This window comes from Neoluteolibacter marinus, assembly GCF_014904755.1.
Lineage (GTDB): Bacteria > Verrucomicrobiota > Verrucomicrobiia > Verrucomicrobiales > Akkermansiaceae > Haloferula > Haloferula marina.
Genome location: NZ_JACZFQ010000023.1, coordinates 1 through 15,822 on the forward strand (window position 1 = coordinate 1; position 15,822 = coordinate 15,822).

15 protein-coding genes and 1 pseudogene are annotated in these 15,822 nt (G+C 65.0%); 6 read left to right on the plus strand and 10 right to left on the minus strand.

Annotated elements, in window-relative coordinates:
- The 4 genes and pseudogenes from IG178_RS26145 to IG178_RS06270 all read left to right on the plus strand — a co-directional run.
- Positions 1-152, plus strand: a pseudogene (locus tag IG178_RS26145) (molybdenum cofactor biosynthesis protein MoaE); the annotation flags it as partial.
- Between the two features lie 34 nt (positions 153-186).
- Positions 187-1,230, plus strand: a complete 1,044-nt coding sequence (locus IG178_RS06260) for a P-loop NTPase (RefSeq protein ID WP_193211671.1) — start codon at positions 187-189, stop codon at positions 1,228-1,230.
- Positions 1,231-1,236: 6 nt separating this feature from the next.
- Positions 1,237-1,722, plus strand: a complete 486-nt coding sequence (locus IG178_RS06265; protein WP_193211672.1) for a hypothetical protein — start codon at positions 1,237-1,239, stop codon at positions 1,720-1,722.
- A gap of 54 nt (positions 1,723-1,776) precedes the next feature.
- The gene (locus tag IG178_RS06270) at positions 1,777-3,030 is read left to right on the plus strand and encodes a hypothetical protein (protein WP_193211673.1); all 1,254 of its coding nucleotides are present in this window, start codon (positions 1,777-1,779) and stop codon (positions 3,028-3,030) included.
- Between the two features lie 57 nt (positions 3,031-3,087).
- On the opposite strand, the gene IG178_RS06275 is transcribed toward IG178_RS06270, so the two are convergent.
- A complete protein-coding gene (locus IG178_RS06275; RefSeq protein ID WP_193211674.1) occupies positions 3,088-3,510 on the minus strand; it encodes a YlbF/YmcA family competence regulator in 423 nt (140 codons plus the stop codon).
- Positions 3,511-3,593: 83 nt separating this feature from the next.
- Here IG178_RS06275 and IG178_RS06280 point away from each other — a divergent pair, with 83 nt between their 5' ends.
- The gene (locus IG178_RS06280) at positions 3,594-4,625 is read left to right on the plus strand and encodes an alpha/beta hydrolase family protein (RefSeq protein WP_193211675.1); all 1,032 of its coding nucleotides are present in this window, start codon (positions 3,594-3,596) and stop codon (positions 4,623-4,625) included.
- 2 nt (positions 4,626-4,627) lie between these two features.
- On the opposite strand, the gene IG178_RS06285 is transcribed toward IG178_RS06280, so the two are convergent.
- Positions 4,628-5,398, minus strand: a complete 771-nt coding sequence (locus IG178_RS06285) for a glycine-rich domain-containing protein (protein WP_193211676.1) — start codon at positions 5,396-5,398, stop codon at positions 4,628-4,630.
- Positions 5,399-5,599: 201 nt separating this feature from the next.
- Between IG178_RS06285 and IG178_RS06290 the strand changes: the two genes are divergently transcribed.
- Positions 5,600-6,961, plus strand: coding sequence for a cytochrome-c peroxidase (locus IG178_RS06290; RefSeq protein WP_343225936.1), 1,362 nt, complete (start codon positions 5,600-5,602; stop codon positions 6,959-6,961).
- A 77-nt stretch (positions 6,962-7,038) separates the two neighbouring features.
- On the opposite strand, the gene IG178_RS06295 is transcribed toward IG178_RS06290, so the two are convergent.
- The 8 genes from IG178_RS06295 to IG178_RS06330 form a co-directional block, all read right to left on the minus strand.
- A complete protein-coding gene (locus IG178_RS06295) occupies positions 7,039-8,433 on the minus strand; it encodes a tetratricopeptide repeat protein (protein WP_193211677.1) in 1,395 nt (464 codons plus the stop codon).
- Positions 8,434-8,607: 174 nt separating this feature from the next.
- On the minus strand, positions 8,608-11,007 hold the full coding sequence (locus tag IG178_RS06300) for a secretin GspD/PilQ domain-containing protein (protein WP_193211678.1): 2,400 nt from the start codon (positions 11,005-11,007) through the stop codon (positions 8,608-8,610).
- A gap of 18 nt (positions 11,008-11,025) precedes the next feature.
- On the minus strand, positions 11,026-11,634 hold the full coding sequence (locus tag IG178_RS06305; RefSeq protein ID WP_193211679.1) for a hypothetical protein: 609 nt from the start codon (positions 11,632-11,634) through the stop codon (positions 11,026-11,028).
- A 4-nt stretch (positions 11,635-11,638) separates the two neighbouring features.
- The gene (locus tag IG178_RS06310; protein ID WP_193211680.1) at positions 11,639-12,280 is read right to left on the minus strand and encodes a hypothetical protein; all 642 of its coding nucleotides are present in this window, start codon (positions 12,278-12,280) and stop codon (positions 11,639-11,641) included.
- A 52-nt stretch (positions 12,281-12,332) separates the two neighbouring features.
- A complete protein-coding gene (locus tag IG178_RS06315; protein ID WP_193211681.1) occupies positions 12,333-13,586 on the minus strand; it encodes a PilN domain-containing protein in 1,254 nt (417 codons plus the stop codon).
- Positions 13,583-14,518: a type II secretion system minor pseudopilin gene (locus IG178_RS06320; protein ID WP_193211682.1), complete on the minus strand. Its 936-nt coding sequence runs from the start codon at positions 14,516-14,518 to the stop codon at positions 13,583-13,585. The genes IG178_RS06315 and IG178_RS06320 overlap by 4 nt, the downstream gene beginning before the upstream one ends.
- A 1-nt stretch (position 14,519) precedes the next feature.
- A complete protein-coding gene (locus IG178_RS25895) occupies positions 14,520-15,386 on the minus strand; it encodes a type II secretion system protein GspJ (RefSeq protein WP_193211683.1) in 867 nt (288 codons plus the stop codon).
- The gene (locus IG178_RS06330; protein ID WP_193211684.1) at positions 15,383-15,820 is read right to left on the minus strand and encodes a prepilin-type N-terminal cleavage/methylation domain-containing protein; all 438 of its coding nucleotides are present in this window, start codon (positions 15,818-15,820) and stop codon (positions 15,383-15,385) included. The genes IG178_RS25895 and IG178_RS06330 overlap by 4 nt, the downstream gene beginning before the upstream one ends.
- Positions 15,821-15,822: the final 2 nt, after the last annotated feature.

Sequence of the window (15,822 nt, forward strand, 5' to 3'; positions counted from 1 at the left end):
ATGCCGCCTTCGACGCCTGCCGCTACATCATCGACGAGGTGAAATCACGGGTGCCGATCTGGAAGAAGGAACACTTCGCCGACGGCAGTTCCGGCTGGGTCCGCTGCGACCACTGCCACGAGTCCGGACACCATCATCATTCCCCGGGTTGACAGGTCCGGGGATCGCGCCCTTGCTACCGCCGCCGTGAGTCCCGAATTCATCAAGGAAGCCCTTCGCAACGTCCGCTACCCCGGCTTTTCCCGGGACATCGTCTCCTTCGGCCTGGTGAAGGACATCCGCCATGAAAATGGCGTGCTGACCGTGAAGATCGAGATCCAGACCAAGGACCCCAAGATCCCCGAGCAGATCTTCAAGGATTGTCACGCGATTCTCGATCCCCTGCCCGACATCGGCACGGTCAAGGTGGACATCGAGATCAAGGACGCGCCCGCGGCGGCCTCGGGGCAGGACTTGCAGGGCAAGGCCTCGATTCCCGGCGTCAAAAGGATCATCGCCGTGGCCTCCGGCAAGGGTGGCGTCGGCAAGTCCACCGTTTCCGCCAACCTCGCGGTGGCGCTCGCCAAGACCGGCGCCAAGGTCGGCCTCTGCGATTGCGATCTTTACGGCCCGTCGGTCGCCCAGATGTTCGGCACCACCGAGCGGCCGATGGCCAACGAGCACGACGAGATCATCCCGATCGAGGCCCACGGCCTGAAATTGATGTCGATGGGTTTCCTGCTGGAAGACCGCTCGCCGGTGATCGTCCGCGGCCCGATGGCCACCCGCTACACCCAGCAGTTCCTGCGTCAGGTCGCCTGGGGTGAGCTGGATTACCTGATCCTCGACCTGCCGCCCGGCACCGGCGACATCCAGCTGACGATCGTCCAGACCGTGGCTGTCGATGGTTCGGTCATCGTGACGACGCCGCAGGAGATGGCCTTGATCGATGCCCGCAAGGCGGTGTCGATGTTCGCCAAGGTCAACGTGCCGATCCTCGGACTGATCGAGAACATGGCGTGGTTCGAGTGCGACCATGGCCAGCGCTATTATCTCTTCGGCGAAGGCGGTGGTGTCCGCGAGGCCGCCGCGCTCAACGTGCCCCTTCTCGCCCAGATCCCGATCGACCCGCAGACCCGCGAGCGCGGCGATGCCGGCACCCCGGTCGCCCTGATTCCCGCCGCCGAGCACCCGGTCGCCGCGGCCTTCGAAAAGGTCGCCGCCGCCCTTGCCGGGCGGATCCCCGCCTGACGTCCCATGCTCCGCACGCCGCCGCAGCTGTTCGACGATTTCGAAGCCGGTCTCTTGACCCGCGAACAACTGCACACGGCGATGGCCTTCCATGCCCGCGGCCTCATCGAGGAGGTGATCGAGGCGAACGAGAACCCGCTCGCGGCATGGTGGGAAGGCGTGCTCGCCCGCAAGGTCGCGTCCCGCCTTTCCGCGCGGCACGGGGAAAAGCGGGTCCGGGCCATTTTCGCGGCGCTCTCCGAGGTGCCCGATTTCCTGCCGGCCCAATGGCTGTGGAACGCCCTGCACCCGGACGTCCCGCTGTTCTGCTTCCTGCGGCTTCGCAACGAACCGGTTTTCCGCCTCGCGGAGATCAGGAACGAGGCCGGGGTCGTCACCGTGAGGGTCGAGTATGGATCCGCCGACAAGAAGCTGGTGACACGCGAGGAATTCGTCCTCGCCCACCGCCGGAACGGCGGCCTGGAGGTGACACATCGGCGCACAATCTCCTGAAAAACCAACGTTTTCCGAAACATCGGGGGTTCGGAAGGGTTACATATGCTCCTCATGAGTTCCAAGAAGTCGCAGATGATCTTGAGTGCCGGCGGAATCGTCCTGGCATTGGGTGCAGGCGTCATGATCGGCCGGATCAGTTCCCAGGACAGCAGCGAGGCGGTCACGGAAGCCGATGTCGCCGCCGCCCGGGCCAGCGCCCGGGCCACCGAACGCGGCATGAGCCTGGCCGAACGCGTGAACCGCAAGCGCAGCGGCCAGGACCGCGAGGCGTCCACGCCCGCCGATACCGATCTCAGCTCCATCCTCGGACTTTCCAGCCGGCTTGACCGCACCCAGCGCTTGCTTGCCTTCCTCGACCGGCTGCCGGCCGACCAGTTCGCCAACGTCTACGATGAGCTGCGCAATTCCCCGTCCGCCGAGCTGCGCGGTTCGGAACGATCACTGATCCTGCAAGCCTGGGCCGAGCGCGACCCGCTGAGCGCGCTGACCTTCCTCCAGGAAAACGAGGCCAACGACTGGGAGCGCGAGACCGCGGTCGCCACCTGGGCCGCCAACGATCCTCAAGCCGCCTTTGCCTGGGCGTCGTCGGCCGCGGATGAAGGCAACGTGAACAACTGGCTGCTCGGCGCCACCCGTGGCATCGCTGCCACCAATCCGGAGCTGGCCCGCGATTTCCTCGCCCAGCTGGAAGGCCGCACCCGCGACCAAGCGATCAATGCCGTGCGCCCCTACGTGATGCAGTATGGCTTCGACTACGCAGCCTCGTGGATTTCAGGCGTCTCCGACGACGAAGTCCGCAACCGGGCCTCGCGCGAAATGGCCCGCGACATGGCCAATCTCGATCCCGAGCAAGCCGGCAGCTGGAATGCCGCCATCGCCGACACCGATACCCGCCGCGATGTCTCCGAGACCGTCGCCGACCGCTGGGCACGGACCGATCTCGATGCCGCCCGGACCTGGGTCGAGGGCTTGCCGGAAAACACCAAGTCCGAGGCGGCCGAAGGGGTTGCCCGCCACTACGCCCGCCAGGACCCCGCCGCCGCGGCCCAATGGCTGGCCGGACTCGGCGACAATCCCGATCTCGACGGTGCCCGCCGCATCCTGGTTGAGGAGTCGTTCCGCAACTCCCCCGAAACCTCGCTCGAATTCGTCTCCAACATCACCGACGCCCGCGCCCAGGAGGGCTACTACTGGCGCTACCTCGGCGGCTGGATGCGGCGCGATGAAGCGGCCGCCCGGCAGTGGATGAACTCGAACGCCCAGGTGCTCCCGGAACGGGTCGTCCGGCGCTTCAACCAACAATAAAAAACGGGGCGCTTCGGCGCCCCGCTTCGTTTGGAGATCCATCCCGCGGTTGCCGGATCAGCAGCCGCAACCACCGCCACCGCAGCAGCCGCCACCCTGCGCTTCGGCAAGGTCTTCATCGGTCGGAACCCGGCCGAGTTCCAGGGTCAGGTTCACGTATTTGCCGATGGTCTTCTGCAAGGCCTCAAGCTCGCCCTGGGCATCGAGGAATCCGCTGGCGACCTCGTTGTTCATCAACTCGTCGCGCGCCGATTCGAACTCGCGGATTTCCGACGGGGCGAGCTGCACACCCGCGTGTTGCTTCTGGTGAAGTTCCTCGCCGCGCTGATGGACCGTCTGGTACATCAGGCGCGCGGTGTCGTCTTCGAGGAAGCGCTCGACGTCCTTCTGGAGCTTGGCAAAGCGTTCATCGGCGGCGATGGCAGCACACAATTCGCGGGTCTTGGTGAGGACCGCCGACTTTTCTTCAAGCAGAGTCATGGGACCTGCCTAAACCTACCCGGGCGGACTGGCAAATGCGATCTTGCGAAATCGTGCCGCTTGCTGGCGTATCGGGACATCCGATGAAGCGCGCCCGCCTGCTGGTTCTCCGACTGTTGATCGCCTTCGCGCTGCTGGTGCTCGCGTTCCTCATCTTCATCGGGTGGTGGGGCTCCGGTCACATGGTGTCCCCGCAGCGGAGGGCGCTGCAGGATTATCATCTCGAAATCCTCGGCACACCCGCCAAATTCGGGCTGAAGATCGACCCCTTCACCGCCGGCGATGGCACGCCCTGCCTGATGGTGACGGCATCCCCCCATCCCGGGGCCGCAAAGAAGTCCCGCATCGCCCGGGCCGAACTGGAACGCCGCCAAGCGGTCGTTCCGTCCTGGGGATCGCAGCTTGGAACCATCGTGCTCCTCTACGGCCACAACGGCCGCAAGGAAGACCACCTGCCGATCTGCGAGCGGTTTTGCGCCGCCGGGTTCCGCTGCCTGCTGATGGACCTCCCCGGGCAGGGCGACCATCCGGCCGGCACCGGTAGCTTCGGATTGCACGAAGCCGCCCAGGTCGAGGCCGTGTTCGACGAGACCGCCAAGCGATTCCAGTTCGCTCCCGCCCCCGCTTGCCTGTTCGGGGTCTCGCAAGGCGGTGCCATCGCCCTCCAGACCGCGGCGCGATCCCCCGGGAAATGGCAGGCAGTCGCCAGCGTCTCCACCTTCAGCTCCCTCGACCGGCCCTTGCTGCGGTCCGCCGAAGAGATCTTTCCGGAAGACTTCCACTTCTGCTGCTCGCTCGCGGCCTTTTGCGTCAGTTGTGGCACGAACCTGCGGGCAGGCTTCTGGCCCGGCGACGTCCGGCCGGTCGAAGCGGCCACCCAGCTCCGGATGCCGGTCTTCATCGCCCACGGGGACAAGGATCCCTACATCGGCATCGACCAGGGCCGGGCGATCTTCGACGCCGTTCCCGCCAAGCGGAAGCAATTCCGCGTCGTCGAGGGCGCGGATCACAATCGCGTCCTGTCGATGGGATCGCACCAGCTCTACGCCGACCTCTGCGAGTTCTTCCTCACCGCCCTCAACGAACCGGCGGTCGAGTTCGATCGCAGCGAGTGAGCTCAATCGCCGCCACCGCACCCGCCGCAGCCGCTGCCACAGCCGGAGGAACCGCAGCCCGATGAACCACAACCGCTGTCGTCGGAACCACCGAAGATCGAGCCGCAACCGCTGCTCCCACAGCCGCTCCCGCCCTTGCCGCCCCCCTTTCTCGCGATGGACACCATCACGATCAGGAAGATGAAGAGGCCGAAGAAGCAAAACAACCCGTCCGCCCCCACTGCGCCGACGAGGTTCGTGCAGCCCGCGAGCGCCAGCGGAACCGCGGTGACCAGAGCTCCGGCAACCAGCCGCCCCGTCACCCGCCTGGGGATCATCCAATAGCCGTTGGCGTCGACCTTGCGGATCGACGAAGGCCGGAACCGGATCTCCGCGGGCGGCCAGATATCGGCAGGCGGTTCCTCGCCGAAATGCTTGCGATAACTTTCCAAGGTCCGCCCGTACCAAGCGCTGAACTTCTCAGCCTCCACCCGGCCCCCTTCCGTCGGGCCATGATGCAGCGGCCGGCCGAGGATCCCGCCGCACATCTCGTCCCAGTAGGATCGCGTGTAGCACAGGTGCAGGTGCCAGGCCTCGTCGACCTCCTCCGAAGGCGTCACCGGGTGCCCCGCCCGCATCGCGAGCCAAATGAAGCGCTTATACTCGTCCACCACCCTCCGGGCGAACCCGCGATCCCAGGAGTTCTCCCGCGCGAGCCGGGCACTGAAGGGCAAGCTTGCATCCACCTTGTCGATCTCGAGGGCCTCGAGTTTCCGCAGCAGTTCATCTTTCATGCAGGTCGATCCGAACAGGCGCGGCGCAATCCGTCGCCTCGAAAATCCGCCCGCCTGTGTAGCTGCCGGACGGACGCCGAACCGCTTGGATGGCACGACCGCGGGTCCGCTTCGTGAACGGCGGGTAAATGTCCGCGCCGGACTGTGAAGGGAAGGTAAAGTTGCTGGCGTCTTTGCGATCGGAGCGCCTTGAATTCCACCGTGAAAAATCTCCTCTTTTTCGCAATCACCGCGCTGCCTGCCGCTGCCCAGACGCCGCTGCAGGTCGCCGCGGATTCCGCCTCGCTCCGGATCCGGCCCGCCGAATCGGGACTGATGATCGATGTCGAGGATCCGGGAAACCACTCGTGGATGCTCCAGAGCTCCAGCACCCACGGTGACTGGTCCCAGGGAGCCACCTACCGGGTGTTCAACGGGAAGCTCAGCATTCCGGTCGATGCGGACGGACCGTCGAGGTTCTTCCGGCTCAACTCCGATCTCGCCGGCCCCGTGTCATCGAACGCCGCCGACGCCCTGCTGCAACCAGCTTCGCCGTACAACTACGCCGCACCCGTTTTGCCCGCGCACCTGCTGACGCCGCAGATCAACGGCCAGGACAACACCCCGGCCGGCAATCCCACCACCGACGCCGGCGCCGCCCTCGGCCGCGTGCTTTTCCATGACAAGCGCCTGTCCGCGAACCAGACGGTGTCGTGCGCATCGTGCCACCAGGCCGAGCACGGGTTCTCGGACCCGAGGCAATTCAGCGTCGGCTTCGATGGCCGGCTCACCGGCCGGAACTCGATGGGGCTCACCAGCGCGAAGTACTACCTGCGTCAGAGTTTCTTCTGGGATGAGCGCGCCGCCACCCTCGAGGAACAGGTGCTGCAACCGATCCAGAACGAGCTGGAAATGGGCATGTCGCTGGAGCTTCTGGTCAGCCGGCTCGACGAGGAACCGTTCTACGGCGAGTTGTTCACCGCGGCCTTCGGCAACGACAACATCACCAGCAACCGGATCGCCCGGGCGCTGGCCCAGTTCGTCCGCTCGATCGTTTCCGGCAATTCGAAGTACGACCAGGGGGTCCCCATCGGCTTCACCAACTTCACCGCCCGGGAGAACCAGGGCCGCACGATCTTCCAGGGCCCCCGCGGCGGCTGCTCGGCCTGCCACGGCAGCGACAACTTCGTGCCGGGTAATCTCATCTTCAACAACGGGCTCGAGAACCCCTACATCGACAAGGGGGTGGGCGAGGTCACCGGCCAACCGGCCGACGAGGGATTCTTCAAGGTGCCCTCGCTGCGCAACATCGACCTGACCGCGCCCTACATGCATGACGGTCGCTTCGCCACGCTCGAGGAGGTGGTCGAGTTCTACAACTCCGGCGTGGTCAACCACCCGAACCTCTCGCCCCAGCTGCGCCTTCCCCCCGGCCCTCCGGGATCGCCCCCGCCGCCACCGCGCCGGCTCAATCTCACCAATACCGAGAAGGCGGCCCTCGTCGCCTTCCTGCGAACCCTGACCGAGACGAGCGTGACCACGGACCCGAAATTCTCCGATCCGTTCCGCTACACGGCCGAATAAGACGAATTTACCCCGGAGTAGAAAAACAAAAGGGCGCGGAGGGAACCCCCTCCGCGCCCTTCATGGAAAGGTCGGGATCAACCGCCGTACGACGACTCGACGCGCTCGGCAACATCGCGGTAGCCGTAGTCGACTTCGTAGATTTGCTTGAAGGCATCCAGCGCGCCGGACGGATCGTCCATGTCGGCGTGGATGAGTCCCTTCTCGTAAAGGATCTCCTTCTTGGTGGCGTCCATCGTCATCAGGTCGGCGAGGGCGTCGGCCAGCTGCTTGGCCGCCATGTCGAGCATGCCCTTGGCCTTGAAAGTACGGCCGAGCAAGAGGAGCACCTTGGACTGGATGTGCGGGTTGCGCTTGGCCTGCTGGAGATGCGGGATGGCACCGCTGAAGTCGCCGGCATTGAACAGCGCCTGGCCGAGCTCGTAGCGGGAAACCGGATCGGTTGGGTTGACATCGACGCGGCGCTTGGCCTCCTCGACGGCTTCGGCGATCCGTGCCGCCTTGCGCTCCGCGAGCATCGCCTGCACCTCGGGGTCGTCGGGGTTGGCGGCCGCGCGGGCCTCGAGTTCCTTGTGGGCCTCTTCATCGGCCTTCTCCTTCATCAGGCTGGCCTTGGTCTGGAGCGCGACGTCGCCGTTGCTCAGGGTGAAGCCCCAGCCGTAGAACGTGTGGGCATTGCCCCAATCCTCAAGCTGCTCGAAAATCGCGGCGAGGTCCTTGACGACGCCCAGTTGGTTCGCGTCCTCGTTGTACTTGGCGATGAGGCGGTCGCGACGGTCCTCCAGCTGGTCGCGGGTCAGGCCGGACTTGCTCTGGGCGTCCAGCTCCGCGGCTTCGCCCTGGTTGCGCAGGAGGCTCTTCATTTCCGCCTGCTCGCTCCAGCCGCCCTTCTTCATGGAAGCGCGCGCGGTGCAGTCCTTTTCCCCCTTGATGGCCACCGAGTCCGCCGGGTGGTGCTTGATGATGTCGCGATAGACATCGGCCGCCTTGGCCGGGTCTTCCTGGGCCTGGTAGTACTCGGCAAGCTTGTGCAGGAACTTGGCTTCTTCCGGATGGCCCTTGCGGATGGTTTCCAGCGCGAACGCGGCGCTGTCGGGCAAGCCCATGGCGACAAAAGCATCGAACAGCAGGTCGTTGGCTTCGGGGTTGAAGGGATCCTTCTCCAGCTCGTCCTCGATCATCGGCAGCGCCGAGGCAGGGTCCTTCTTCACCTGGCTCGCGACCTTCATCAGGCCGAGGCCACCGCCCGCTTTCATGCCGAAAATCGTGGCTTTCTTCTTGGGACCACCGGTCACGATGATCTCGCATTTGCGCAGCACCTGGCGGCCTTCGAGGAAAGTCGGGGCATCCTTCAGGACGCTCTGGATCAGCTTCACGGCGTATCCGTGATTGTTCGTCTGGACAGCGCTGAGGGCCTTGAGCCACAGGGCCTTCACGTTCGGAGCGAGTTCCGATTCGTTGATTTCGGGCATGGACGGAAGATGATTGGTTTTTAGCGACAGCACGCCATTTGCGCGGCCGGGCTGGAAAGGTGGTTCGGCGGGTCGCGCTTGGCAAGTCCCGGTGTCGAGTTTGAATCCGTCACCCGCGATTTCGCCCCGCCACGGCACAAAAAAGGCGGCCCGGAGGCCGCCTTTCGTGGAGAATCACCGGCGATTGATGAAGCTGCGTGGACGGCTGCTGGCCCGTCTCGGTCCACCCTTCTTCTCGGGTTCCGCCGGCATCACCTCGACGCCCTTCCCGGCGGACACCGGCTCCTGGGCGGTGGGGATCACGGCGGGACCGTCGATGAAGCCGCGGTTCAGGTCGTCGATCTCGTAGCGGCTGTCGGTTTCCACCTGACCTTCGTAGAGGCTGGAGCTGTCCTTGATGATCTTCGGCTGGATGAAGATCAGCAGTTCTTCCCGGTCCTTGCCGGTCGTGGTGCTGCCGAACAAGCCGCCGATGTACGGGATCTGGCTGAGGATCGGGATGCCCGACTTGGTCTTGCGATCGCGGGTCGTGATGAGACCGCCGAGAACAATCGTCTCGTTGTTCGGCACCGTCACCGTGGTGACCAGTTCACGGGTGGCGATGGTCGGCACCTCGCCGATGCTTTCGATGACCTGGACGCCGAGCACCTCGTCGTTCTTGAGATAAATCTGCAGCGTCACCTCGTCCTCGGAGTTCACCAGCGGGATGACCTCGAGGGCCAGCACGACCGGGCGATACTCGATGTTGGTGCTCTGGCCGGTGGTGCCGCTGTTGAAGCTGTTGGTCGGGACGGCGATCTCCTGACCGCTCGAAATGGTGCCCTTCTGGTTGTTCGCCATGAAGACCGTGGGCCGGGAGATCACGTTGAAGCGGTCGGTCGACTGCAAGGCCTTCAGGTAGACATTGAGGTAGGGACCGATCTTGCCATAGACGCCGAGACCGGCGCTGGCGGCGAGATCACCCGGATCGAAGGCGGCACCGTCGAGCGGCAGGAGCGCCCCGGAAGTCCCGGAACCGCCGCGACCGCCGATTGCGTTGTCGCCGCGATTCTCGACCGTCCGCAGGTAGTCGATGCCGAAGTTGAAGTCGTTGCCCAGCGAGAGCTGGCCGAAGACACAGGAGATCATGACCTGGTCCGCCTTGACGTCGATCTCGTCGAGCAACTGGGTGATGATTTCAAGCCCCGCCGGCGGGCCCTGGATGACGATCGAGTTGGTGATGTTGTCGGCCACCAGCAAGGTGCGGCCGACCAGCATCGCCTCGGGAGCGGTGCTGACATTCGGGTCACCCAGCGAGGAGCCGCCGGAAAGACCGCCGGTCGACCCGCCACCGCCAAACGAATTGTTGCTGCCGAAGGAGCTGTTGTTGGACGAGCTGGACGTGCTGCGGGAGTTCCCGCTGGTCCGGGAACCGCCGCCGAAGTTGGCACCGGTCGAGCGGCCGCCGGCACCGGTCGAGCCACCGCCGGCGGAGCCGCCCGTGCTCGAGGCACCGTAGGCACGCTCCAGCGCTTGCTCGGCGATCGGCAGGAAGTCGGCAACCGCCAGGAACTTCAGCTTGCGGCGCAGGAAATTGCGGGTGTCGCTGGGCGAGTCGAAACCCCGGACGAGGCTTTCGACAAAGACCACGTCCACCGGACGGCCCATCGCGAAGATCTCGTTGGTCCGGGTCGCCGGGACGATCTGGATCGGCACGTCCTCACCGGCACCGCCACCGCCATCCGCCCCACCCGGCGGAGTGATTCCCGCAGGCAAATTCGCGGCAGGAGCCGGTGCGGCATTCCCCACCCGACGGGTCGCGGCGGTCGTTTGCTGCGACTGCTGGGTGTTGAGAATTTCGTTGAGCGTTTCCGAGAGCTCCTGGACGTCCGCATACTGGACCTTGATGAAGCGGGTTTCCAGGTTGCTGGTCGGGACGTCGATCGTCTGCTGCAACTCGATCAAGCGGCGGATCAACGAGGTGTTCTCGGTGATGATGACGGCGGAGGCATTGGGAACGGCCGCGATCGAGCCGTAGTTGCCGAACTGCTTCACCACGGAGGTGAAGGTGCGCACCACTTCGTCCGGCTTGATGAACTTGAGGTTCATCACGTAGGTGACGACCTGTTCGTCCTCCGGAAGGTCCGCAGGATCGGTGATGGTCGGCAGGTTTTCGTCCGGCGGTGCGGCGACGCTCTGCGAATAGACCAGCTTGTCATGATTTTCCCCGGACGGGATGAAGACGAAACCTTCCATCACCGCGGCGGTCTTGAGCAGCTGCGCGGCTTCCCCGTAGGTGATCGGTCCTTGCTGCACGAAGCGGAACTCGGCGGCGATCGCGGCGTTGCTCACGGTGACGCGGCGACCGGTGAGCTGGGTGTAGAGTTCGGCCAGGCGCTCGCCGTTGATCTTGGGCTCCAGGAACCCGTCTTTTTTCACGGTCTGCGCGAGCGCGGGATTGTTGTTCGCGGCCGCCACCGGCGGGACGGCGCCCGGAGGCACCGGTGCCCCTGCGGGTCGCTCCGCGGGATCCTGGGCGTACGCGGTGCCGGCGACCATCAAGCCGGCGATGTAGAGATGCGGTTTCAGCAACATGGGAAAAGCAGGACGGGTTCAGCGGGTCCGGGAGGTGCGCTGGGTCTGGGTATTGTTATTCGGAGTGGGAGGCAGCACCCGCTGGCGCGGTTGGCGGACCCCCGGAGGGGTGGGAGGATTCGTCCCCGGCTTGGCGGCGGGCTGGCCCGGCTTCGGCTGCGGCGGAGGCGCGGCGGCCGTGGGAGTCAGAAGCTTGTCGTCGAACTTCACCGAGCCGACCACCTTGCCACCGGAGCTGAGGAACACCGCGGTGTCCTTCCAGCTGTCGGTGCCGTACTGCACGCGGTCGACCGCGAAGGCGCCTGCAGTTCCCGGCTCGATCCACTCCATCTCATCCCCCGCCGACTTGCGGATGCCATGAGGATAGATCACCTGGCTTTCTCCGGCGTTCTTCTTGTTGATGATGGTTACCATGTAGCCGCCATCGATTTCGGAGACTCCACCGAGCACCCAGTCGCCGATCGGGTCGGCGGCTTCGGTGGGCCCCGGCGGCGGCGGCTTCGAGGTGAACGGGGAGTTCGTCCACAGGCTATTGTAGCTGTTGACGTTCTTCTTCGCCGGCGGGGAGGCGCAGGCCATACCCGCGGCGAGAACGAAAGAGCTGAATGCAAGAAGAGGAGTTTTCATGGGATCACTCGGTTCCGGGAGGTTTGGGCAAGCCCGGCGGCAATGCGGGCGGCGTTTCAGGCACCGGTGCCGCCCCGGCTTCCGGCACCTCTTCGGTTTCAGGTTCGACGTCGGCCCCGGCATCGTCCGACGGGGGCACATACCATTGCGCGGCGTGCACCGTGCAGTCGATCAGGGTGTCGTCCTTGTCGGGCGACAGGCGCATGAAAGTCACGGCCCGCAGCTGGTCAGGCATCTGCAGGCGATCGAGCCAGCGGTAGAGCGAGTCCTCCCGGCCGGTGACGTTGAACTCCACCTTCGCCTGGTGAAAGTAGGCGCCGGTTTCCTCGTTGGGGAGAATCGCGCGGCGCTTGATCGTCAGCTGGTGGGTCTGGGCCTGGTTCGAGGCATACTGCTCCAGGGCCGTGGCCACGATCTGCCCGGCCTTCGGCTCCGGCATGTGGTCGACCATCCAGTCCATCTCGTCGATGACCGTGTCGTACATGTCGGCGGTCTCGTTGGCCGCGATGACCCGGTCCTGGGCCTTGCCCAGCCGGATCGCCATGTCGGCCTTCTTGTTCTTGAACCACGTGAAGGCGAACACGTTGAGCAGTACGAACGCCGCGAGGCCAAAGAGGAAGACGAGTTTCTTTTCGCGGTCGCTCATGAATCGTGAAGTCGGGGAGGAAATGCCACCGGTCCGGGGATTTGTCGGTAATTCATTCGGTGACTTCCTGGGGGATGATCCCCGTGAAGTTGAAGTTCCAGCCCTTGTTGCTGTTGCTCGGCGGCGGGTTTTCCCACTGGTAGTTCGCAAGCCCGTAGGACGCTTTGGTCAGATTCAGGTCGAACTGGCTGATCGGCGCGGCTTGGGGTGCCTCGCCGACGAGCTTGATCTGGCCGGGGTTGATTTCCGCCGTTTTCAGGCGCAGCCCGCTGTTGCGGGGAATCGCCCGGGCCACCCGACTGAGAATCTCGACCGGAGAATTGTCGATATTGACCACCAGATCCAGCTCCTGCCAGCGCGCCTTGTGCAACTGGTAGGCCTCCTGCTCGGCTTGCGGGGCGGTCTGCTCGGCGATGGCGTACAGCTTTTTGATCCGCGCGTTGTCCTTCCAGAGGCCGTAGCCGAACCAAGCACCGACGCCGAGGTAGGCCAGCACCACGGCGGCGATCGCGGCCATCCGCTGCTGCTTGGTGCGCTGGGCCCGACGGGCGGCGCGGACGTCGGCCGGCAGCAGTTTGCTGCGGGGCTGCGGCAGCACCGGATCCGGACGCGGCGAAACCTTCGCCGCCATCCCCAGCCCGCTGGCGAGGCTGCCAGCGCTCCCGGCATCGCCGTCCGGCGACCAGACGTGGATGGCCTCCGGCTTGAGCGCCAGGCCCTGGATCGACATTTGTCCGAGCGCGAGCTGGATCTCCCGCAAGCAGGCGGCATCGGGCTCCGCGCCGCTGCTGGAAGTCGCCTGCGAATAGAGCAACTTGCCGTTCCGGAAAAACGCGAACACCCAGCGCCCGAACTCCACCCACAGGGCGATCGCCTCGCCGTTGACCGGGTAGGCCCGGGGCGAAATGTCGAACTCGTTCGGACTGCGCGGCGGCAAATCGCCGTCTCCCGGCGACTTCAGCACGGTGCAGAGCAAGGTCGCGCTCTCCTCCTCCTTGCTCACCAGGAAGGTATCGGTGAGCTGCCCCGCCATCGGATCGGCCCGCACCCCGAGGCGCTCGGCATGCATCGCCGCCAGGTCCTCGAACAGGCTTTCATCCGTGCTGGACGCCTTGAAGGGAAGCGCATGCATGCCCCGCACCGGGAACAGCATCGCCAGGTTACCACCGGGCAGGCTGCCCAGGTCGGAGGCATGCTCGATCCCGTCCGCCGACTGCAGGACGAATCCCCCGGTGGACGACTGCTTCCAGATTTCCCAGCCCCGGACACCCGGGACCAGCAGCGACGTTTCTTGTTGTTTGCTCAAGGCATCACCTCCTCGGTTCGTTCCAAAACCGCCGGACGTCCCGTACGGTTGCGCACGATGACCGTGATTTTCCGCCTGGCACCGGCGACGCTGCCGATGCTCTCGAGGCGGGTGGTTGAATCATTCACGGTCATGCGGGCGGAAACTTCGGGGCGCAGCGTGGAGTCCACGCCGAGGAGTGCAAGCGCTTGCTCCACCGATTGAAAAGGCGAGTCGTCTTCGGTGTCGCGAATCCCGTCGCCACCGCGCACGGTCTCGGGGATGATCTCGGCCATCGCCACGTCAACCTCCGCCGCCACGGCGATCAGTTCCGCGGGCGCCTCGTTCAAATCCAACTTGCCGGAACTCCAGATGGTGAACCAATTCCGCCAATCCGGCTTGAGGAACTCGACGTAGTCCATCCCCCGCACCAGCCGCATCTCGTCCAGGCTGTAAAACGGCCGGTTGAACGGTTGATTCAAGCAGCCCTGCTCCTCATACCACTCGGATTCAGCGCCGTTGAGTCCCTTCTCGTCGTTCTCATCGACCCAGTCGATCAAGGCATCGCCGAGGGCCTGCGCTTCTTCCAGCGTCATGCCCCAGTCGATGAACATCGACTTCATCAACTGCTCGTCCTGGGTCATGACGATGGCGTTGATGTTGAATTTCTCCCCCTCGGAGATGATGTGGGCCTCGAAACCCTCGCCGCTTTCCTCGGAGAATTGGCGGAGGATCGGGTCGGTTCGCTTGACCACCGGATTCGCCGCCACGGCGATGCCCATCTCCGCCAGTTGCCGGGCGCGGAAGCCGTGAACCTGCGATGTCGCGAGATCGACATCGAAGGACACCACCCGGATCGCCGCGATCGACGCCAGGGCCAGGATCGCGATCAACCACAGCACCGCCACGAGGGCGGAGCCATTGGAGGGTCGGGGATGAATCGAAAGTTTCATGTTATCGGCCTCGTCCCGGGAGATTGGGTTGTCCGCCCCGGTTGCCGCGGGTGCCGTCGGGATTGCCCCCGCGGTTTCCCTGGCCACCGCGGCCGCCCGGTCCGCCCCGTTCCCCGGGCCCCCCGCCATCCGGCAGGTTGACATTGAGATCGCCACCGCCCGGCTGGAGTGCTTGACCACCACCTGCCCCGCCCTGCTGCTGGAGCTGGCGCATCATCACTTCCGGGTCCTGCTTCGGGATGATCCAGAAAATCTGCCGGATGAACTCACCGTCGCTGCCGAAGGCGATGGTCAGCTCCATCTGCAAGGGCAAGCGGCCGACCAGGTCCCAATCGTACTGCCATTCCATCGTCCGGCCATCGAGCACCCGCCATTCGAAGGTCCGCACGTCTTCCAGCAGCACCACTTCCGCGAAGGGCTCGTTCTCACCGGTGGTGTCCAGATTGTCGCTGTCCTCGAGGATCTCGTCCTCGTAGTAGCGCATGACGATGTCGAGGTAGTTGTCGCGCCGCTTGACGGTCGACAACTGGATCGCCTTCGCCACCTGCTCGGCGCCGCCCCAAGTGAAGGAGAGCGGCACATTCTGCAAAGTGAGATCGGAAAGGTAATGCGTCCCGGTATCGCTCGAAACCAACTCCATCCGGGCATTTCCCGGCAGCGAGCCGAGCCGCTGCTGCAACAGCTCGAAGAAGGCGTTCTTTTCGCTCTCCTCGTTCTGGCGGCGCACCACCGCATTGCTGAGTTCCAGGTTCGCCGTGGCGGAGCCGAAGATCATGCCCACCAGCAGGGCCAGCACCAGCATCGCCAGCACCAGCTCGAGCAAGGTGAAGCCGCCGCCACGGGGCGCATCTGGACGTGAAATCTTCATGGCTGGTAGAGCCGGGAGTAGCGCCAGGTCTCGGCCATCTCCTCCTGGGAGACACCGTTCTCGAACCAGCGCGCGACCACCTGGATCCGGTACATTTCCTGCAAAAGCTGGCCGTCCTCGTTCTCCATCTCCGGCAGCAGCTCGATGGTGGTCTCGATTTCAAGACCCTCCTCCGACATTTCGTCCACCGCCACCGAGGTCGATCCTTCCTCCAGCACCGGGAACGACATCGCCTCCGCCAAGGCGCTCTCCAGGAGCCGGCCCATCTTCATCCGGTGCTGCGCCAGGTCCGCGAGGTCGGCGGTCCGGTGCAAGGCGACGGCGAATCCCGTGGCGGCGATCCCGAACACCCCGAGCGCCAGCAGGACTTCCAGAAGCAGGAAGCCCTTGCGGGTCCGCCGCTGTGTGCGGCCGGTGCGGGGTGCGGTTCTCATGG